Here is a 20,371-nt window from a genome sequence, read left to right as displayed (position 1 = left end):
GAGGCCTAGCCTGCTCGGCGGGAGGGGTGCTTGTCGGAGAACTACGACGTGGCGGTTGTCGGGGCGGGGATCATCGGGCTGGCGACTGCGACGGCGATCACGGCGCAGAGCCCGGGCGCTTCCGTCGTCGTGCTCGACAAGGAGTCGTCCGTCGGCGTCCATCAGACGGGGCACAACAGCGGGGTGCTCCACTCCGGGCTCTACTACAAGCCCGGTTCGCTCAAGGCCCGGCTCTGCGTCGAGGGGCGGCGCCGGATGGAAGAGCTGTGCGAACGCAGCGGCATCCCGTTCGAGCGAAGGGGCAAGATCGTCGTCGCCTCGTCGGTCGACGAGATCGGGGCGATGGAGGAGTTGCACCGCAGAGGTGACGGCAACGGACTCGTCGGCGTGCGCCGCCTCTCCGCCGCGGAGATCAGGGAGATCGAGCCGCACGCCATCGGAGTGGCAGCCCTGCACGTTCCGGAAGCCGGGGTGGTCGACTACTCGCTGGTCGCTCGCCACCTGGCCTCCGACCTCGCCGGCGACGTGAGGCTCGGTGCTCCGGTGGAGCACATCCGCACGTCGACGGGGCAAGTCGAGCTCGGTCTCGCAACGGGCGCGGTGACGGCCCGTGTCATGGTGAACTGCGCCGGGCTCCACTCGGACAGGGTGGCTCGCCTGGCGGGTATCGATCCGCCCGTGCAGATCGTTCCGTTCCGCGGTGAGTACTACACGCTGACGCCGGAGGCGGCGTCGCTCGTCAACGCACTCATCTACCCGGTCCCGGATCCCCGCTTCCCTTTCCTCGGGGTCCACTTCACCCGCCGCATCGACGGGACCGTCGAGGTGGGGCCCAACGCCGTGCTGGCGCTCGGCCGTGAGCACTACCGGGGCGCCCGGCCGAACTTCAGCGATGTTCGCGAGACCCTGAAGTACCCGGGCTTTCGTCGGATCGTGAACCGCTACTGGCGCACCGGGGCCGCCGAGACGTGGCGCTCGGCGTGGCGGCGGACGTATGCCCACACGGCCCGCATGCTCGTCCCCGAGCTCCGTGCCGAGCACCTCGTGCCTGGCGGCGCAGGCATCCGGGCCCAGGCGGTGACGCCTGACGGAGAGCTCGTCGACGATTTCTCGATCGTCGAGACCGAGATGGGGGTCCATATCCTCAACGCCCCATCTCCCGGCGCCACCGCCTCGCTGGCGATCGGCGAGCACATCGCCCGCCTCGTCGCCGCCAAGCTGTGACGCCACCGGGTTTCGCCATCCACCACGTTGGGTAGTCACGGAACCACCCGTGGGTTCGTCTTCGTACGCTTCCGCGGAGGCAGCGAAGCTCGCTAGCAGTGGAGGAGACATCGTGCGTCGATTGCTGATCGTCCTCATCGCCGTCCTCGCCATCCCGTTGACGGCGGCGGGGTTCCACCATCACGACCCGGAGACCATCGATCTCCCGGAAGGCTTCCAGGGCGAGGGAATCGCCGTCGGCCGGGGGCACACCTTCTACGCCGGCTCACTCGCCGACGGCCGCATCGCCATCGGCGACCTGAGCAAAGGCACATCAGACGTGTGGGTCTCCGACCCGGCCATCACCCCGGCCGTCGGGCTGTGGGCGGATGTGCGCCATCGCCTCCTCTGGGTCGCAGGAGGGCCGAGCGGCATGGGTGCCGCCTACGACCTCCGAACGGGCGAAACCGTCGCTTCGTTCACGCTGACGACAGACGCCTCGTTCATCAACGACGTCGTCGTCGCTCGCGGCGCCGCCTACTTCACAAACAGCCTGACACCCGAGATCTACCGCGTCCCCGTTTCCCGGCGGGGCCACGTCGGCGACCCCGAGACCATCCCACTCAGCGGACCAGCCGCCGACTTCGTCGACGGGTTCAACCTCAACGGCATCGAGGCAACCCACGACGGCAAGCGACTCATCGTCGTCAACAGCGCCCTCGGCGCCCTCTACGTGGTGTCGCCATGGTCGGGGGAGAGCCGCCAGATCGACCTGGGCGGCGACTCGGTGGTCACCGGTGACGGCCTCCTGCTGCGCGGCAGGGTGCTGTACGTGCTGCAGAACGGGACGGTCCCGGGTGTCCCGAACCAGATCGCCGTGGTCTGGCTGTCACGGTGGCTCGGGCGCGGCACGATCGTGAAGACGTTGACGAGTCCCCTCTTCGAGACGGCGACGACGCTGGCCGCCGATGGGTCGCGGCTCGCAGCCGTCAATGCCCAGTTCGCCGGCGCCCCGATCGACCCGGAGCCGGAGGTCGTCATCCTCTCGAGGCACCGTCACCACTGAGCCCCACGAACGGAACCCGTTCACGGGCACACCGCAGTCATCGAGAAGTCGGCATCGGTGTAGAACGTGATGCCATCGTCCCAGACGGCGACGGTGGCGACCTTGGACGATGGAAGGCTCGGGACCACGCCGACTTCGAACGGGATCCCCTCGAACTCAGCGATCGGGGGCGTGTGGGTCGCCGTGAACGCGCACGACGCCACGTCGACCGGGAACGTGACCTCATAGATGCCCGCGGCGTTCCGCTTCGACGTGACTCCGGCGGTGCCGGCGAGCAACACCCCGTTCGAGCCGTTGACCCTGGCCGCCATCAGCACGCCGATGGCCAGCTTGTCGAGGGTCACGGCTCGGTTCTTGATCCTCTTACCGGTGACGGACCTCTTGGCGAGGTCGGGGGTGTGCACCGCACCGTCCCGGATCTTGCCGGTCGTCACGGCACCTTTGGCGAGGTCGGCGGAATCGACGCAGCCGTTGCACTCCAGCTTGTCGAGGATCGCTCCCGCCACCGGCCCTGCCGAGGTGACGAGGATCGAGAGCGCAACCAGCACGACGACATAGCGTGCCTTCATCCGGCCTCCTTCGGTCGATGAGGCGACGATACCGGGGATGCTTCTGGCGGCCTTAGCCCCGGGGGCGGAGAGGCGCCCGAGGCCGACGGGAGCGACGCAGTGCGATCACGCAGCCCGAGGAACTCCCCGGTGCGCCGATCATCCTCCGCCGAGCCATGTCCCCAGCACGTCCCGGGTGCCGTCGAGCATCGCATGGGCGAGCTCCCTGGTCGTCGAGGCTCGCGCCGCCGACAGGATCCCGATGTAGCCGGCGGCGAGGAGCGCGGCACGCGCCTCGATGGTGGCGACGGGGATCTCCCCACGATCCGCCGCTCTGACGAGGGCCGCAGTCACGGACGCTCGCACCCTCTCGAGGTTTCGCTCCGTGTGGGCACGCACCTCCTGCTCGCGTCCGATCGGGCTCCCCATCGTGGCGATCATCAGGCAGCCGGGCGGAGTGTCGTGCGACATGATCCGCAGCCGCAGTAGATCCACCCACTCCAGCACGTCGTCCAGCCCGGACGTCCCATCGACGAGCGGAGCGACGAGCACGGCGGTCCGCTCGTGGTAGCGAGCCAGCACGGCGTCGAAGATCGACTGCTTGTCTCCGAAGGCGTTGTAGAGACTCGATCCGGACAGGCCGGTGACCGCCCTCATGTCCGCATGGGAGGTGCGTTCGTAACCCGCTCGCCAGAACAGCCCGACGAGACGATCGAGCATGTCGTCGCGGTCGAACTTCGGGGCGGGGCCGCGCCGCTTGCCTTCCTGGGATGTACGTCCCATAATCCGCTCTCCGAGAAACATGGGAGTCCAATCCCATGTTAGAGACAGCACGTCAGGAGATGAGCCATGGCGACAGTCACCCGGACCGTGACGATCGATGCGTCGCCCAGCGCCTTGTGGGTGATCCTCACCACCCTCGATGAGTACGCCGACTGGGAACCGGGCTACGCCTCCTCTGAGTACGCCTCGGAACAACGCCAGGGTGTCGGCGCGGCGCGGACTGCCAGGCTGCGCTCACCCATGGGCATCCGCAGAGTCACCCACGTCGTGACCAGCTGGGAGCCCGAGTCGGAGATCGCCTGGGAGGCTCACGACACGAACTTCCCGCTTCTGCTGTCGGCCGAACAGACCATCACCCTCCGGCCCGATGGCGCCGCCACCGCCGTGGAGAACCGCATCGTGTACGAGCTGAGGTACGGCGGGTTGGGACGGCTCATCGATCCGCTCGTCATGCGTCGAACGGTCAACGGGGCAACCGAAGGGTTCCTGGCCGCCCTGGCTCGCAAAGCCGCTGAAGCCTCCGACCACGAGTGACGCGGCGGCTCCTCGGACCGCCTCAGATCGCGATCGTGAGCTCCACCGTCATGCCGGCTCCGACATCGCCGCTCACGGTTCCGAGCTCCTGCTCCCAGCCGTCGCCGAACACGTTGTCGCCCGCCAGTGACACTTGCGACAACGTCTCGATGCTCCGCTCGTAGCCGCTCGTGGCGTACACGAGCTGGCAGGCGCCCTCCGGCAGGGCGATCTGCGAGGTCGCGATCTTGTTCTCGCTGGCCGTCGCCGAGGCGACGTCCGGGTACACCTCGAAGTGGATGTGCGGCCAGCGGCCCGGGTAACACGCCGGGAAGATGCTCTCGAACGAGGCCACCCCGCTGCCGTCGGTTTGCTGGACGCCGCGCAGGTAGTTCTCGCCGGCGGCCGCCTCCGAGTACATCGAGTAGTTGCCTTCTCGGTCGCAGTGCCACAGGTAGACGGCGGCGCCGGCGAGCGCGGCGCAGCCGTTGGCGGCGTCCTGGACGGTCAGCCCGATCGTGAGCGGGATGCCGTCGGCTACCCCGCTCGACTCGCCGAAGCTCGAGCGGATGTCGCTCCGCACGATGCCACTGTCGTCGAGCACGTTCGGTCCGTTCGAGCCGTCTCCCGGGTAAGGGCCTGCGGTCTCCTCGGGGACGACCTCGCACGATCCTGTCGTCTCCGACCCGGCGCCGACCGTGGTCGACGAGGCGCCGGTCGTGGTCGACGAGGCGCCGTCCGTGGGGGACGGCGTGGCGAGGGTCGTCGTCGCCCCTGTTCCCGTGCCGCACGCCACGATGCCGAAGAGACCGGCGGCGCCGATGAGCTTCAGCGCCCGGCGGCGGTCGATGAGGGTCGCCACGTCGAACCGGAGGCCCCTGTCGAAGATCTCGACTTCGTCGCCGTCGTGGTGGTGCTGTTGGTGGGGTGTCATGGTCGCTCCTCCCGAGCGTGCTGTTCACGTCACCCGCATCGTGTGCAGCGCATCTCACAGCTCCGTGAGAGTCGCCTGAGGATGCGATGAGAACGGCGAAGGCGCCGTAGGCAACGTTACGCCACCGAGCGTGGAGCGCGACCGCAGTTCGTCACGCCCGCGGCGCGACGGGCGCCTCAGGCGACGGCCGCCTCCTCGGGAGCCGGCTCGGCAGTGGCGACACGACTGGCGAGTCCTCGCAGCATCTGACGTGACATGACGAAGTCCGCGGGCACGATGCCGAGCTGATAGAGGGCGACCACCCACAGCGGCTCCGCCCTGCCGCGTGTCCGGAACACCAGCCTCGTCCTGCGTTCCGGCAGCGCCTCGAGGAAGAACGTCCACGTCCAGTCGAGCTCGGCGCCGAGACGCTCCCGCCACGACAGCGGAAGGTGGGTCGTCGAGTGCAGCACGAGCGCCTCGTTCGGGTCGAGCTGCTCGATCGTGAATCCGCACCTGCTGTCCGGAGGTCCATCCGGGATGAAGTCTCCGACCTTGCGATCTTGCAGCTCCGGGATGATGTGGTCTACAGCGGGCCAGTTGGCGGGGAAGAGCAGGCGGTCGACCCACGGCTTGGTGTACCAGCCGCCCTGGTGCCACCCCATCTGGACGAGCCAGGGCCACACGGCCTCCGGTGGTGCGTCGAGGGTGGTTGCGTGGGTGGTGAGCAGGTTCGGAGACGAGACGATCTCGTCACCGGGCAGGGCTCGTCGTCGTTCCGTCCTCGTCGCTCCTGAGGTCTTCCCGAGGCGACGTAGAACGAGGTAGCAGACGACTCCGCCGCCGATGGCGAGGGTGCGCAGTCTTCCCATGGGTTTTCCCTTCGTTGAGGCGGACCGTGGGTGGGGAATGTCAGCCATTGCCGGCAGCGACGGGAACCCGCGTCTCCTCGGCACGGGGTTCCTCGACGGGCGGTGTCGAGCCGTCCGCACCGGCGTCCCGGAGCGGCTCCACGAACAGGGGCCGCACCGCGAGCACGGCGACGGCGAGGCCTGCGACGGCGAACGCGCCGAAGGCGATCGTGTTGGCGATCGTCGCCGACGGATCGTCGGTCGCCTGCATGACGATGGCCATGCCCGCGACCGATGTGCCGAGCAATGCGAACCAACCGACCGCCCCGTACACGATCTCGCCCGCCCAGCGCGCTCCCCGGAGGATCCCGATGGCGATGACGACGAGCACCGGAGCGACGATGGCGAAGTCCATCAGCTTGACGATCCAGAAGACGCCGGGATCGTCGAGGTAGGCGGTGCTCGTCGGGTTGTCCCGCCACGCGTCGATGAGCGTCGGCAGGTGCAGCCCGACCACGAGGAAGACGGCGACGCCGAGGAGCAGGTATGCGAGGCCCTTGCCGAGACGCGGCGACATCGGTGGGAATCGGTTGGGATCGATCGCCGTCCACGCCCGGATGGCGACGAAGCCGCTCACCACGAAGAGTCCGGCATAGAGGAGAAAGAAGCGCTCGCTGTTGCCTTCGTAGCGGACGAAGTCACCGCCGAGCGTGAGCTGGGTGTAGGTGTACAGGCCGTAAACGGCCGGCGCCAGTGCCAGCACGGGACCGGCGACGTGGCCGCGCAACACCAGGAAACCGGCGGCCACACTGATCGGCGCCGCCAGGAAGAGCCCTGCGATGTCGCCCCCGGCGATCTGGTTGACGGCGCTCTCGGAGGCATGGTGCCTGACCACCTCGAACACGAGAGGTCCGAGGAGCGCCACAGCGGCGGCGCCGGCCCCCAGGACGAAGAGGGCAACAGCCAGGAGGCGCCTGCTCGTCATCGTGACGGGGAGGCCGGTCTCTCGTTCGATGGTTGCGACAGCCACGATCGGCTCCTTTCTCATGTGTTCATCGTGGGCGGCCGCACCGTTCGCCGGTAGGGACGGATGGCCCGGCTCTCATCAGCGATCGGAGTACGTGGCGTCTCGCACCTCTGTCATCACGGAGACGAACTCGGCAGGCTCCTCGAAGCTCGGTCGGTGTCCCGAGTGTTCGAACACCGTCAGCGATTTCGAGGGCGCCTCCAGCATGTCGAACCATTCGTCGGCGAGCACGGCGCGTCCCCTCGCCTCGTGCGCACCGATCACAAGGTAGACCGGGATCTCGAGCCGCGGCGCCTGCGCCCGCAGGTCGACGTCCTGGAGCTGCGGATACAGCACTGCGAACGTATCCAAGAGACCGCGCATCGCGTTGACCCGGTCCATCAGCGAGTTCTCCGAGACGAAGGCGTTGAACGGCATCTCCTTGTTCGTGTCGAGCTCGGAATACGGGTTCCAGTCGTGCTCGCGGCCGACGGACGGCTCGTAGTCGAGGAGGTTCTCGTACGGAGGAGGTCCAGTGCGGCGGAGGGTCGCCGAGAGGCCGGCGTCCCCGGTGCGCTCCGCCCAGGTCAACGCGTCCTCGTAAAACATGAGGTCGGTCTCCGGCGCGCTCACCATCTGTCCGGTCCCGACGTATGCGTGATACAGGTCGGGACGCTGTTCGGCGGCGAGCACTCCGAGGAAGGTCCCCCACGAGTTGCCGACCATGTAGATCTTCTCCTCGTCGAACCGTTGCCTCAGGTAGTTCGTGACCTCGATGGTGTCGTCGACCATCTGGTCGACGGTGAGTGTCTCGACCGGATCGAGAGCGGCGTACGACTTCCCGGTGCCCCGCTGATCCCACGTCACCACGACGAAGTGTTGCTCGAGCCCCACGTCGTCTCGCATGGCACCGAGGTCGGTGCCACCGGGGCCTCCAGCGAGGTGCAGCAGCACCGGGTTGTCCACGCTCGTGCCTCGTACCATGAGGGCTTGGTCGTGGCCGCCGATCGTGACGTTGGTCAGCTCGGCGATGCTGCCGGGGAGCGGCTCGCCATCGTCGCCGACGATCGGCGCCGTGGATCCGGGCCGCGCAACGGTCACGGCCAACCCGGCGAGGCCCACGGTGAGCACTCCCATGACGATCCAGCCCGGTATGCCCGGAGGCGTCGTGGCCATCCGGCCCATTCGGTGCGAGATCCATACGCCATACAGGGCGCCGAGCGCCATCGGCGCCACGACGAGCAACGCCAGGAACAGCCGCCCGACGACCACGGCGATCACGCCGTACACCGATCCGAGGTGGAAGCCGTCGACGGTCGGGCCGGTCGCCCCCAGCCGGCCGAGCTCGAATGCGACTGCGAAGGCGGCGGGAGCGAGGAGCATGCTCCAGCGGCTGCCCGTGAGCAATCCTGCGATGACGCCGACGGCGAGCGCCGTCCCCATCGAAAGGAGCGCTTCGGATGACGTGACCGCACCCCGTGGTGTCCACGACGCAAAGGCGAGACCCGCCACGGCCGCCACTGCGATCGCAGCGAGCGTGGCGATCCGCCAGTCCGACCACAGGAACTCGAGCATCGATCGTCTCCCCCCTGCGGGCGAGTCGCCGGATTCGGGGTTGGCGGGTGAATCCAGGACATGCTCCGTCATGGTGCTCATGAAGCCTCGCTCGATCGTCTGAAGCCTCCTCGAATGATCGAGGGTTCGACCCGTCCCGGGTAGGGGCGAACGTCCTCGTCGCAGACTCGACTCGGGTCGGTCCGCCCATTGGTCGTGCCGCTGGCGCTCGCCGCCAAGTCACGTGCTGGATCGAGTCGGCGCGGGCAGGCGGGTCGTCGAGGCGACATCCTGCCGCGAGCGGGGTCGGCGGTGACCGGGGGCCGACGACGGTGGCGCGGCGGCACTCGTCGACTCCTAGGATCGTGTCCATGGGTGCCCTCCTCGCTCCTTTGCTATCGCCGAAGCCACGGATCGGTGACGACGACGACGACGAGACTCCGCCGCTGCCCGATCCGAAGCCGATCGGCGATCCGCCCGAGCTCCCGCCGACGGAGCCGGCGCCCGAGCCGCCGGCCGACGAGCCCGCTGCTTGAGCTTCCGCCATTCCTGGGTCGAGGTTCTCCTCGTCCCAACCTGGACCCTGTCGCCCGGGAGACGCCAGAGCGCGCGATGGCTTCCGGCGTCGCTAGTGGTGCGTCGTTCAATTGGTGACCTCGGCTCTGGACCGCCGGGTGGCCGACGCCGCAAACCGGGGACGGCCATACAAACGCTGTCTCCCGCTCGGCGGGGGACCGGCGAGCGGTCGCCCTGCGACCCGAGCCGAGGGGGCACCTGGCAGACCGGACCGTAGGGCCCCCTCGACTGGACCAAACGCTGTCTCCCGCTCGGCGGGGGACCGGCGAGCGGTCGCCCTGCGACCCGAGCCGAGGGGGCACCTGGCCGCCACACACTGCCGGACCCCCTCGACTCGGCCTCCGGCGCTCGTCGATCCCCCGGAAACCGGGGGATGAGCGTAAGAAACCGAACCGAGGGACACCTGCGAACCGTACGGACGGCCACCCACGCTGTCTCCGGCGAGCGTCCCGCCAGTGACCGAACCGAGGGGGCACCTGGCAGACCGGACCTCCGAGTAGCCGACGCCGCAAACCGGGACAGCCGCGGCCCGTGGTCATCAATCCCGCGACAGACCACTAGTGCGTCCTAGCCCACGCTGAGCCAGAAAATCACCCGTATCACGCCACGTCGGCGCGTATCGTTTCCGGTGGGAGGTTGTTCCCATGAGGCAGCGCCACTACGCCGACTTCGACCTCACGATCGAGGATCTGGGTGAGGGGCGTTTCCGGGCGACCGTCATCGATTCGCCGTCGGGTCAGGCGCGTGGCGAGTTCGGTCTTCCTTTCTCAGACCTGGAGCTCGAGAACTTCCTCCTGAGGATCGGCCGCCCCCGCAGCGGGGTGCGCAGGCTCGAGTCACCCGAGACCGAAGCGGCCAGGGCGTTCGGAACCCGGCTGTTCGAGGCCGTGTTCTCGGGCGACGTCGGCAGGCAATGGGTGAGGAGCATCGACGCTGCCGAGCGCGAAGAACAGGGGCTCCGGCTTCGTCTCAGGCTCTCTGACGCTCCGGGGCTGGCCGACGTGCCGTGGGAGTACCTGTACTCGCCGAGCGCCGACGACTTCGTCGTGTTGTCCTCGTGGACGCCCGTCGTGCGCTATATATCGCTCGACAAGGGAGCGCCGCCGCTGACAGTGGTGCCGCCCCTGCGGATGCTCGCCATGGTGTCGAGCCCCACGGACTACCCGCCCCTCGATGTCGCCGCCGAATGGGCACGGCTCGACGAGGGGATGGCCGACATCGTCGAGTCCGGCCTCGTGGAGATCCATCGCCTCGAGAAGGCGACGCTGCGCGAGCTGCAGCGGGCGCTGCGCCGCACCGACTACCACCTGCTCCACTTCATCGGTCACGGTGGCTTCGACGCCACGGTCGCCGACGGGCTGCTCCTGTTGGAGACGGACGAGGGCAGGGCGCGCGAGGTCTCCGGCCGCCAGCTCGGGACGATCCTCGATGACGCCAGGACGATCCGGCTCGCCGTCCTCAACGCATGCGAAGGCGCCAGGACATCCGGCGCCGACCCTTTCGCCGGCGTCGCCCAGAGCCTCGTCGCCAAGGGGATCCCGGCAGTGGTCGCCATGCAATTCGAGATCAGCGACCGGGCGGCGATCATCTTCGCCCACGAGTTCTACACCGCGATCACGGACGGCTTCTCGGTCGAGGCTGCCGTCGGTGAGGCCCGCAGGGCGATCTTCGGGTCCAAGGCCGACGTGGAATGGGGGACACCCGTCCTCTATATGCGGGCGGAAGACGGGCGGCTCTTCGACGTGGCCGAGAGGCCCACGCTGCCACAACCCGACGACCAGGTCGACGACGCGCCGCAGGCTCCGCCGACCACCGAGGAGCCCGTCATCGAGCAACCCGCCGAGCCGGAGGCAGAGGTCGAGTCGTTCGCCGAGACGACCGTGGGACCGCCGGTAGAGGCCGACACCGCCGTGCCCGCCGTCGAGCCTGACGCGGCGCTCGCTGAGGATCTAGGCGAGGTGCTCGACGAGGTGGTCGCGGGCGAGGCCGAGCCGGAGTTGGTGACCGAAGTCGTCGAGGATGTGCCGCCGGTACGACCGGTCGATGACGAAGTCGAGCCGGCTGCCGACGATTCGTCCGCACAGCCCTCGATCGACCTCGAGCCGGTGTCGGATGAGGCGCTGCCGGTCGAGCATGGCGTTGGCGACACCCAGGAAGAGGAAGATGGCGACGACCAACGTCGCGCTGTCGATTTGAAACCCCGGCGGCTGCCGACCGGAGTACTCGTCGCCCTCGTGGTCGCCGCCGTCGTGGCGCTGCTCCTGTTCGTCATCAGCCGCTTCGGGGACGATCCGGGCGAGACGACGACGATCCCTCCGGACCGCACCACGGTGCCGAAGGGAGGATCGACGATCGTCGACCCTGGGCAGCAGGTCCTCGACTCGGCCGTCGTCACAGCCCACGCACCGCCCGACGTGTCGATCGACGGGGACCTGTCCGAATGGCGCTCGGTGCCCGTCGCTTACTTGTTGAGTCACCCGGTGCTCAATGACCTCACCGACGATCGCCTCGGCGAGGACTCGACCGGGGTGATGTGGGTGGCATACGACGCCGAGAACCTCTACATCGCCGTCGAGGTCGACGACGACGTGTACTCGCAGCCCAACGACGGCAACCAGATCTGGCGGGGTGACGCCCTCGACGTCAACCTCGTGAACGAGGCGGCCGCCGTGGTGCCGGCGCGACCGGACGCCCACACCTTCCAGCTCACGATGACCCCGCTGGCGGAGCCGATCGGCCACTCAGCAGTGGTGTGGTTCGTGGGCAACGGAGAAGCGTTCGACGAGAACACGACCGACGTGCCCGTCCTCCTCGAGGGCGACGTGGACAACGACGGCGACTGGCGCCTCGAGGCCAAGATCGCGTGGAGCGTGTTCGGGATGGACGGTCCCCCGCCGGACGGACGGCTCGATGCCGCCGTCTTCTCGATCTTCGACAACGACGGAGAGTTCGGCAGCAATGGGCGATCCCTCCAGTCCGAGATCCTCACGAACCTGCCGGACGTGTTCTTCCAGGAGCCGCAGACCTGGGGATCCCTCGTCACCGACTGAGGCTCACTCCTGGGGAGCCACCCAGGTGAGATCGGTGACCGAGCCCGCCCGACCCGACACGGACACCCGATAGATGCCCGACGCCAACGGCGGGGTGGCAGCCACGTGCCACTCGACGCCCTCTACGAGCGTCCCCATCCACGCCTCCTCACCGGTGTCGGCGTCGACGACGCTCGCCCGCAGCGTGTCGTCGCGTCCGCCGGTCGGCCTGGCGGCGATGGGGATGCCCTCGCCGTGTCCGACGATGTCCGGCAGGTCGAGGCTCAACCCGGCATACCGGTCGCGGAAACCGCTCAGGTCGATCTCGCCGCCCGTGACGATCCCCGCCACCTGGGCGATGACCGACTCGGTGTTCTGCAACGAGCTGTGCACCGCCGGGGAGAAGACGCCTGAGGAGGCGTCCGTCATCTCGATCGGCATCGCCGACACCCGAGGGACCGTCCCGTCGCCGCCGAGGTCGCGGCCGCCGAGGTCTCGCAGCAGCGAGACGGCGGCGCCCTCGAGGCGGGCTCCCTGGAGCGTCGGTTGGCCGATCCCCACGACGGGATAGAGGCGGTAGCCGCCGTCGACGTACTCGCCGTCGGCTCGGTGCTCCTCGACGGCCGACTCGATCTGGCGGTGGAAGTCGAGCGCCTCCTGGGCGCGCCGCCGGTCGACCCCAGGCAGGTCCGTTTCGGCCACCCGCAGAGTGGCACCGTCCGACGACTCGATCACCGGGTAGATCGGCAGCAACTGGTACACGGAGGTGAGCGAACGGAGGAACTCGGTGAGGTCGAGGCCGACCGGCCCGATGCCCTTCTTGAAGCCCGACGAGAGGAAGTCGAGTGCGTTGAGCGAACCTCGGTACGGGGTCCCGAACGTGATCAGCGCCCTGGTCTCCTTCCAACCGTCGTAGAGCTCGAGAAACGCCCGCGAGACCAGGCCGCCCATCGAGTGAGCGAGCAGGACGAGCTTGGCGTCCGCGTTGCCACTCTCAGCACGCCAGGTCGTCAGCCAGTCATGGGCCTGTCGAGCGAGGGCGCGGCCGTGGACCCGGTTGTCGCGGCGCCAGTCGTATGGGAACTCGAAGTAGTTGCGCCCCTCGACGAGGTCGAACCGGTCGTGGAGCGCCCTGGCGATGGCGGTGTACCCGTCGATCTTCCACAGGCCGGGGACGAGATGGAGGTCGGGGAGGACGCGGCTGGCGGCGACTCCGTCGCCGAGGTCGTCGGCCTCTGGATCGTCCCCGTCGAGGCGCAGGTCCTTGATCGACCCGCCCAGCGATAGAAGCGCCCGGAACGCCGCCCCGGGCGACATGGCCCAGATTTCCCTGCCGTCACGCTGAAGCACCGAGCCGAGGATTCCCGGCAGCAGGACGACGACGTCTCCCATGGGCTGTTTCGTCATGGCGCCTCCCCTCTTCCTACCGAAGATACGCCGGCGAGTCGAGGGAGGGGGTCGGCCGGTAGATGTGACGCAGGGCGAGCGTCAGGCGGCGGTCACTGCCAGGGATCGGCAGGTATGGACCGCCAGTGCTCCGAATCCGGAGAGAAGGCGACCTGGCGCGACTTCTCCCAGGCCGAGAGCGCATCGGTCTCGGGCATCGTCCGCCGAGTGCTGCCGTCCTGCTCGGCATCCCCATCGGCGGCCGCCTCGGCCTCCTCCCCGGCGGCTGAGTCGTGCTCGTCCTCCGGGACGTCGCTGAGTGGCCCCCAATGGCGAAGGTGCGTGGTGCGCTTGCGCTTCATGGCCATGGCCATCCTCTCGGAGCAGGAGCCATGCCGCCTACCTGTGCCATGCATCGGCAGAACCCGCCGGCAACTTGACGCGGTCGGGCGCTGCTCAGCCGGAGCCGGTTCCGGTTGCCCACACTCGGCGTCCGCCGTGTGAGACGAGCTATGCCGGGACACCTTTCGCATCTCGATACGGCGCCCGGTCGACCGGGTTGCCATGATGCGGGGATGCCTCGCACCGTCGCCCAGGTCGCATCGGCCGCGGTTGCAGGCGCGGCCATCGGTGCGGCAGGCGGAGCCGCCATCGGGGCGGGGCTCACGGATGGCGGCTGGGTCGCCGGCCTCGTCGCAGGGGGCGTGATCTTCGCCCTTATGTCTGCGTGGAACGACGCCAACCGGACGCCTGCCGCCCCACAACCGCTCCTCGGTCGGGTTCTCGCATCGGGCCTGCTCATGGCGGTGTTTGGCTCGCTCCTGCAAGCGATCCTCCCGGAGTGGCATGCGGCGCTGCCGGCCGCCGTGACCGGGGCTCTGCTCGGCAGCCTCGGACTCAGGCCCGGCAAGGTGGCGCTCGGCGCCGCCGCCGGTGCCGGGCTCGGAGTCGCGTTCGAGGCCATCGCTCCCGGCATCGGCTGGAGCGTGGTGCTGGCGGCGACCGCCGTCGTCTATCGCCTGACCGCCGCGGTGATCTGGCGGAACCGGGAGCAGATCGCGATCCGGGCAGAGAAGGTGCGGCCGGAGCACGCGCCATACGTCGTGCCGTTCGCCGAGCGGACCCGCTACGTCGGAGTCGACTACCTGATGCGGTACGCCGAGACGGTCGGGGCGCACTTCCTCCGGAATCCGCTCGACATCGGCATCATCGCCACGCTCGACGACCTGGTGGGGCCTACCTTCGACCCCGGCGTGGTTCACCCGCTCGTGCGGGAGTTCTACGAGCACACGTCGCGGTTCCACCTCCGGATCGTGCCCGAGTGGAAGCGCTGGATGAGGCTGCCGTACCTGGCGTATCGGGAGCTCGTCGCCAAGCCCCTCGGCCAGGCGAACGCTCCGTTCAACCAGACGGAGGTGCAGGACGGGGTCGTCTCTTGGATCGACACGATCGACGTGGACCGCGACGGCACGATCGACTTCAGGGCATGGGTGCGCGCCTACCGGGGTGGGACCGAGCCGCTCTACGTCGGGGTCTACACGGTCCAGCGAATCGACGGCGTCGGGTACGTGAGCGTCGGCTTCCCGCTGCCGGCCGGGAGCTTCACGGCGACGCTCGTTCCCCGCAATCGCGGCGACGGTCTGCTGCTGGCCTCAGACGGCGACGGAGACGTGTCCGGCCACTACCTGTCCGTGATCGAGGAGAGCGGCGACCTCACCGTGCTCGAGCTCCGTAGCTTCGGGGAGGAGATCGAGATGCTCGTCGCCGAGGGCCGGCTGACGGCGGAGCAACGTTTCTCGCTCGGTGGCGCCGTCTTCATGATCTTGCACTACTCCATGGAGCGCGCCGAGCCGGTCGACTGATCGTGGATGGCGGGTGGGTTGCCAGACGGCTTGACTTGTCCCGGTGAACCCCGGCGCCATCCTCGAGAGGGACGACCTGCTCGACCGGCTCGAGACGCTCCTCGAGGCGGCTCGCGGGGGACGGGGGTGCCTCGTCCTCGTTGCCGGAGAAGCCGGCATCGGCAAGACCACGCTCGTCAACCGATTCGCCGAGAGGGTCTCCAACAGGGCGACGGTGCTCGTCGGCGGCTGTGATCCGCTCACGACGCCGCGGCCCCTCGGCCCGCTCCTCGACATCGCAGGAGACGCGGCGTCCGGGATCGGCCGTCTCGTCACTGAAGGCGCCGAGCACTACGACGTGTTCGCGGAGCTGCTCGACCGGCTCAAGGGCTCCCTGCGGCCGACGCTGGTCATCGTCGAGGACATCCACTGGGCAGACGACGCCACCCTCGACTTCATCCGCTACGTCGGCCGCCGCGTCGGCGACTCACATGGGCTCGTGGTCGCCACGTATCGCGACGACGAGGTGGGTCGGGACCACCGGCTGCGACCCGTGCTCGGCGACGTCGCCAGCCACGGCGACTGGGTGGTCCGGCTCGATGTGGCGCCGCTCTCGCTCGGTGCCGTGCGGACGCTGGCATCGGCGCACCGCCTCGACGCACGCCGCCTCCACGACATGACTGGAGGGAACCCGTTCTTCGTCACCGAGGCGATCGCGGCGGGCGGATCGCTTCCCGCAACTGTCCAGGACGCCGTGCTCGCCCGAGTGTCCCGGATGGACCCGGACGCCCGGCTGGTCATAGAGGCGGTCTCGATCGCTCCTCGCCGACTCGAGCTGGAGCACGTGTTCCCGCTCGTGGGGGTCCCCCGAGACGCCGTCGACCGGGCGACCGGTTCAGGCGTGCTGAGAACGGGAATGCAGGGCCTGCAGTTCCGTCACGAGCTCGCCCGCGCCGCCGTCGAGGAGGCGATCCCTCCGGTGCGGCGTGTCGAGCTGCATCGCAGGATGCTCGGTCTGCTCGAGGGGTCGGCCGACCACGCCCGACTCGCCCACCACGCCATCCACGTCGGCGACGGCGACCTCGTCCTCCGCCATGCGCCCGGTGCCGCCAGGCAGGCGATGGCGATGAGCTCGGCGCGTCAGGCAGTCGAGCTCTTCGAGGCCGCCGTCGCGCATGCCGGCCTCATGGACGCCCGCGACGAGATCAGGCTGCGCAGCGACTACCGGGTTGCCCTGTACGCCACGGACGACCAGCAGGGGGCGCTCGAAGAGGCGAAGAAGGTCCTCGAGCTGAGCAGGGCGGTGGACGACGCCGAGCTCGTCGGGAGTGCGATGATGACGCTCGCCCACGCTGTCTGGATACTCGGCGACAACGACACTGCGGTGGCGTTGGGCGACGAGGGCCTGGCGACCCTCGATCCCCTCCCCGAGTCTCCGACATTCGCACAGTGCCTCTACCAGGCGGCAACCATGGCGATGCTCAATCGGGAGCACGAGCGGGCCCTCGCCTTTGCTGAGCGATGCGTCATCATGGCGAGGGGTGTCGGTGCCACTGAGATCGAGTTGCGCGGTGTCCTCACGCTCGGCACCATCGAGGTCGTCACCGGCGACGTCGCCAAGGGCGTCGCACTCCTCGAAGAGGCCCTGGAGCAAGCCCGCTCCACGGGCGACCAGCGGGCGGAGCTCGGCTGTCTGTCGATGCTGGGTACCGGCGGGGGAGAGGCGCGCATCTACGACCGGGCCATCGGGTGGTTGGAGCGATGCATCGAGGGCAGTGTCGCCCGGGACGAGGACTACGGCGCCGACTACGCCCGGTCGTGGCTGGCGAGAATCTACTGCGAGCTCGGACGGTGGGACGAAGCGGTCCGCTGTGCTGAGCTCGTCGACGTCGAGTCACCGGCTCGAGCGGCGATCTCGCCGGTGACGGCTCTCGGCGCCCTCGGGCGGGTACGGGTGCGACGGGGAGACCCGGGCGCCGAAGAAGCCCTGCGGCGGTCGCTTCAGATCGGTGAGTCGTGTGCTCTGCAACACATCTGGGCTCCGCTTTGCGCCCTCGCCGAACTGCATTGGCTGCGAGGCGACGACGAGGCGGCGGCGACGCTGCTGCGGGAGCCTCTGGCACGCGCCATGGCGACCGACAGCAGCTGGGCGCGCGGTGAGCTCGGTTTCTGGCTCTGGTGGGTCGGCGGCCTCGAAACGCCGCCGGACGGTGCCGCCGCGCCGTTCGCCCTCATGATGTCCGGCCAATGGCGTGAGGCGGCTGAGGTGTGGCGCCGGATCGGATGTCCATACGAGGAGGCCCTGGCGCTGTCGCACGGGGACGAGGACGCGATGCTCGGGGCGTTGGAGATCTTCGACGCGCTCGGCGCGAGGCCGGCGGCGACGTGGCTGCGGAGTCGCTTGCGCCGATCGGGCGTCGACGCGATCCCGCGTGGCCCTCGCCGCTCGACCAGCCGGCACCCGGCCGGGCTCACCGGGCGCCAGGTCGAGGTGCTCGAGCTCGTGCTCGAAGGGCTCGGTAACGCCGAGATCGCCGAGCGGTTGTTCATCTCGAGGAAGACGGTGGAGCACCACGTCTCGGCGATCCTCTCGAAGCTCGAGGTCGACACCAGGGTGGCGGCCATGGCTCGAGCCGCCGAGTTGAAAGATGGGGGAGATCGGAACGCAAAGTAGGGGCGCGCCCCCGATGTCCTCGGCCGAGCCGTCTCATACCTTCCGAGGAGCGATCCGGAAGTCCCGGCTCCGCTGAGGAGGTGTGGAAAATGCCCCGATATCTCGTCGAGCGCTCGTTCCCGGGCGGTCTCGACATCCCACAGAACGGCCAGGGCCACGACATCGTCGGCGGTGTCGTCGCCAACAACCTCGACGAGCGGGTGACCTGGGTGCGTTCCTTCGTCTCGGACGACAGGCTGAAGACGTTCTGCATCTACGACGCACCGACGCCGGAGGCGATCAGGCGGGCAGCAACGACCAACGGGCTGCCGGTCGACACGATCACCCAGGTGTCCGTCCTCGATCCGTACTTCTACACGGGAGCCTCGACATGAGGCGCAGGATCATCGTCGGCATCGCCGTCGTGGCACTGCTCGTCGTCGCCGTCGCCACCACGGCGCTTGCTCGCCGTGACGAGCTGGCGCCGGTCAAGAAGGCAACGGCGGCCTATCACCAGGTCGCCAGAGCCGAAGCCGACGGCTACGAGGAGTTCCTGGAGTGCTTCGACTCGCCCGACGGTGGGATGGGCCAGCACTACGTCGACGTTGCGGCCCTCGACGCGACCGTCGAGGCGGAACACCCGGAGGCCATGGTCTACGAGGTGAAGGACGGGCTCAAGCTCGTCGCCGTGGAGTACATCGTGCCTGCGCCTGCGTGGACATCCGTCGTGCCGCCGAAGCTGTACGGGTTGGAGTTCCACATGAACACGGATCTCGACGTGTGGGTGCTGCACGCCTGGGTCTGGCGAAACAACCCCGCCGGAATGTTCACCGACTGGAACCCGGCGGTGGGGGCCTGTCCCGCGTCGTGAGTCGGCTCGACCCTCGTTCCCGCGGTACGCCCGTCGGGAGCGAGGGTCGCTCGCGTCCGACGGGGGCCGGGCGCGGCGACCACCTGGTTGAGGTCACCGATAGTCCGGGTTGGGGAAGTCGAACCGGCACCCGGCGTCCCAGAGAGACCGTTGGTTGCCGTGGGCCGGTATCCCTCCCGCGTCGCCGAGGATCCTGGCGACGTGCATGAGGTTCCAGGTCATGAAGGCGGTGTTGCGGTTCGTGAAGTCGTTCTCCGGGCCTCCCGAGCCTGGATCGAGGTACGACGGTCCCGGTCCCGCCTCGCCGATCCAGCCGGCGTCCGCCTGAGGGGGGATGACGTAGCCGAGATGCTGAAGGGAGTAGAGGATGTTCATCGAGCAGTGCTTGACCCCGTCCTCGTTTCCCGTCACCAGGCAACCGCCCACCTTGCCGTAGTAGGCGTACTGGCCGGCGTCGTTCAGCAGATGAGAGTTCCCATAGAGGCGCTCGACGACCTGGGTGCACACCGACGACTTCTCGCCGAGCCAGATGGGAGTGGCGAGCACGAGGATGTCGGCGGTTCTCACCTTCTCGTAGAGGGACGGCCAGTCGTCGCGGTCCCATCCGTGCTCGGTCATGTCCGGCCAGACGCCTGGGGCGATGAGGTGGTCGACCGCTCGGATCACCTCGGTTGTCACGCCGTTCGTCTCCAGGATGGCGACCGACTTGTCGATGAGGCCTCGCGTGTTCGACAGCTCCGGCGACTTCTTCAGCGTGCAGTTGATGTACAGCGCCCGCAGATCCGAGTAGTCGGCGGGTGGGGAGAGCAGGGCGCTCTCTTCGGTGACGGTCATCGGCAGCTCCTTGCTCGTCGCCAGGAAGCTACTCGTGGTGGGCGGCGGAGCACCACGTGACGTTGCAGCCTCGTCCCGGCGTGATGATCCGTCAGGCGTGCTCGCGGCGCTCGGCGGAAGCCCACACCCGGAGCAGCGGCCACAGGCCACGGCGGGAAACGATCTCCTCACCGACCGGCACGACGCGTGATGCGATCTCGGCCCACGACCCGCCGCCGGCGATGGCGGTACGGATCTCGGGGCGCAGGTCGTCCCAGCGGCGAGCCAGCGCCATGCGCGCCTCGAGTTCCGTGTCGGACCGCGTCGCCGGGGGCTCCTCGGCGCGCAGCTCGCGATACACGGCTTCCATCGCCTGGCAGCGGAGTCGATTGAGCGCCGCCTGCAACTTGGCCTTGCGATGTCTATCCGAGAGGTCGTGCATCCGAACCCTTCGTGTCGCACGGGACCATCCAGTTATCGGCAGATTGCCTCCGCCGAATGAGTTCCAATCGCGGAGAAGGCGAGGCCCCGGACATTGGGCGCCGACGTCGTTGCGTCGACCCCACCGTGAGCCGACGCCTCAGGGACCGACTTGGGTGGGGTCGGTGCTTCCCCATCCCCATGTGAGGCCGTGGGTGTCGGTCCAGGTGTTGGTGGTGGTGTCGAGGGGGACGGATTCGCCGGCGAACCCGGCGACCTCGGCGCCGTCGACGAGGATCCGCAGCTCGTAGAGGTCGTGGGTCATCCCCGACGCCAGTCCGTTAC

The 20,371-nt window shown here is 68.7% G+C and carries 20 protein-coding genes; 9 read left to right on the top strand and 11 right to left on the bottom strand.

The features are described from left to right. Positions 1–30: 30 nt before the first annotated feature. Positions 31–1,224, top strand: coding sequence for an L-2-hydroxyglutarate oxidase (gene lhgO / locus VGC47_11585; protein HEX9855945.1), 1,194 nt, complete (start codon positions 31–33; stop codon positions 1,222–1,224). A 112-nt stretch (positions 1,225–1,336) separates the two neighbouring features. Beyond that, positions 1,337–2,269 (top strand): hypothetical protein, encoded by a 933-nt coding sequence (locus tag VGC47_11580; protein HEX9855944.1) that lies wholly within the window; start codon positions 1,337–1,339, stop codon positions 2,267–2,269. A gap of 20 nt (positions 2,270–2,289) precedes the next feature. On the opposite strand, the gene VGC47_11575 is transcribed toward VGC47_11580, so the two are convergent. After that, the gene (locus VGC47_11575; GenBank protein HEX9855943.1) at positions 2,290–2,838 is read right to left on the bottom strand and encodes a hypothetical protein; all 549 of its coding nucleotides are present in this window, start codon (positions 2,836–2,838) and stop codon (positions 2,290–2,292) included. Positions 2,839–2,976: 138 nt separating this feature from the next. Beyond that, positions 2,977–3,600, bottom strand: coding sequence for a TetR/AcrR family transcriptional regulator (locus VGC47_11570; protein HEX9855942.1), 624 nt, complete (start codon positions 3,598–3,600; stop codon positions 2,977–2,979). Positions 3,601–3,666: 66 nt separating this feature from the next. Between VGC47_11570 and VGC47_11565 the strand changes: the two genes are divergently transcribed. Continuing rightward, the gene (locus tag VGC47_11565; GenBank protein HEX9855941.1) at positions 3,667–4,134 is read left to right on the top strand and encodes an SRPBCC family protein; all 468 of its coding nucleotides are present in this window, start codon (positions 3,667–3,669) and stop codon (positions 4,132–4,134) included. 22 nt (positions 4,135–4,156) lie between these two features. Here the strand turns inward: VGC47_11565 and VGC47_11560 are convergent, their stop codons facing one another. The 4 genes from VGC47_11560 to VGC47_11545 form a co-directional block, all read right to left on the bottom strand. After that, positions 4,157–5,047 (bottom strand): intradiol ring-cleavage dioxygenase, encoded by an 891-nt coding sequence (locus VGC47_11560; GenBank protein ID HEX9855940.1) that lies wholly within the window; start codon positions 5,045–5,047, stop codon positions 4,157–4,159. A gap of 176 nt (positions 5,048–5,223) precedes the next feature. Beyond that, a complete protein-coding gene (locus VGC47_11555; GenBank protein HEX9855939.1) occupies positions 5,224–5,898 on the bottom strand; it encodes a hypothetical protein in 675 nt (224 codons plus the stop codon). A 40-nt stretch (positions 5,899–5,938) separates the two neighbouring features. Next, positions 5,939–6,925, bottom strand: a complete 987-nt coding sequence (locus VGC47_11550; protein HEX9855938.1) for a hypothetical protein — start codon at positions 6,923–6,925, stop codon at positions 5,939–5,941. Between the two features lie 57 nt (positions 6,926–6,982). Then, entirely contained in the window at positions 6,983–8,539 is a 1,557-nt protein-coding gene (locus VGC47_11545; GenBank protein ID HEX9855937.1) for an alpha/beta hydrolase, read from the bottom strand. Between the two features lie 269 nt (positions 8,540–8,808). Here VGC47_11545 and VGC47_11540 point away from each other — a divergent pair, with 269 nt between their 5' ends. After that, positions 8,809–8,973, top strand: a complete 165-nt coding sequence (locus VGC47_11540; GenBank protein HEX9855936.1) for a hypothetical protein — start codon at positions 8,809–8,811, stop codon at positions 8,971–8,973. A gap of 684 nt (positions 8,974–9,657) precedes the next feature. Continuing rightward, a complete protein-coding gene (locus tag VGC47_11535) occupies positions 9,658–12,063 on the top strand; it encodes a CHAT domain-containing protein (protein ID HEX9855935.1) in 2,406 nt (801 codons plus the stop codon). 3 nt (positions 12,064–12,066) lie between these two features. Here VGC47_11535 and VGC47_11530 read toward each other — a convergent pair whose 3' ends face one another. Beyond that, entirely contained in the window at positions 12,067–13,449 is a 1,383-nt protein-coding gene (locus VGC47_11530) for a hypothetical protein (protein ID HEX9855934.1), read from the bottom strand. Positions 13,450–13,541: 92 nt separating this feature from the next. Beyond that, a complete protein-coding gene (locus tag VGC47_11525) occupies positions 13,542–13,790 on the bottom strand; it encodes a hypothetical protein (GenBank protein ID HEX9855933.1) in 249 nt (82 codons plus the stop codon). A gap of 213 nt (positions 13,791–14,003) precedes the next feature. On the opposite strand from VGC47_11525, the gene VGC47_11520 reads away from it, so the two are divergent. The 4 genes from VGC47_11520 (at position 14,004) to VGC47_11505 (ending at position 18,793) form a co-directional block, all read left to right on the top strand. Next, positions 14,004–15,290, top strand: a complete 1,287-nt coding sequence (locus tag VGC47_11520) for a hypothetical protein (protein ID HEX9855932.1) — start codon at positions 14,004–14,006, stop codon at positions 15,288–15,290. A 43-nt stretch (positions 15,291–15,333) separates the two neighbouring features. Further along, entirely contained in the window at positions 15,334–17,943 is a 2,610-nt protein-coding gene (locus VGC47_11515) for an AAA family ATPase (protein ID HEX9855931.1), read from the top strand. An 89-nt stretch (positions 17,944–18,032) separates the two neighbouring features. After that, positions 18,033–18,317, top strand: coding sequence for a DUF4242 domain-containing protein (locus VGC47_11510; GenBank protein ID HEX9855930.1), 285 nt, complete (start codon positions 18,033–18,035; stop codon positions 18,315–18,317). After that, positions 18,314–18,793: a hypothetical protein gene (locus VGC47_11505; protein HEX9855929.1), complete on the top strand. Its 480-nt coding sequence runs from the start codon at positions 18,314–18,316 to the stop codon at positions 18,791–18,793. The genes VGC47_11510 and VGC47_11505 overlap by 4 nt, the downstream gene beginning before the upstream one ends. Before the next feature lie 93 nt (positions 18,794–18,886). On the opposite strand, the gene VGC47_11500 is transcribed toward VGC47_11505, so the two are convergent. From VGC47_11500 to VGC47_11490, 3 genes are all read right to left on the bottom strand, one after another. Continuing rightward, positions 18,887–19,627: a flavodoxin family protein gene (locus tag VGC47_11500; GenBank protein HEX9855928.1), complete on the bottom strand. Its 741-nt coding sequence runs from the start codon at positions 19,625–19,627 to the stop codon at positions 18,887–18,889. A gap of 91 nt (positions 19,628–19,718) precedes the next feature. After that, positions 19,719–20,048: a hypothetical protein gene (locus VGC47_11495; GenBank protein ID HEX9855927.1), complete on the bottom strand. Its 330-nt coding sequence runs from the start codon at positions 20,046–20,048 to the stop codon at positions 19,719–19,721. A 138-nt stretch (positions 20,049–20,186) separates the two neighbouring features. Continuing rightward, positions 20,187–20,371: hypothetical protein (locus VGC47_11490; protein HEX9855926.1), on the bottom strand; the 185-nt coding region annotated here is incomplete at its 5' end.

The sequence above is a fragment of the Acidimicrobiia bacterium genome (assembly GCA_036396535.1).
Taxonomy (GTDB): Bacteria; Actinomycetota; Acidimicrobiia; order Spongiisociales; family UBA5794; genus DASWKR01.
Note: the sequence above shows the minus strand (reverse complement) of the source record. Positions and strands in the feature narration are given on the sequence as shown.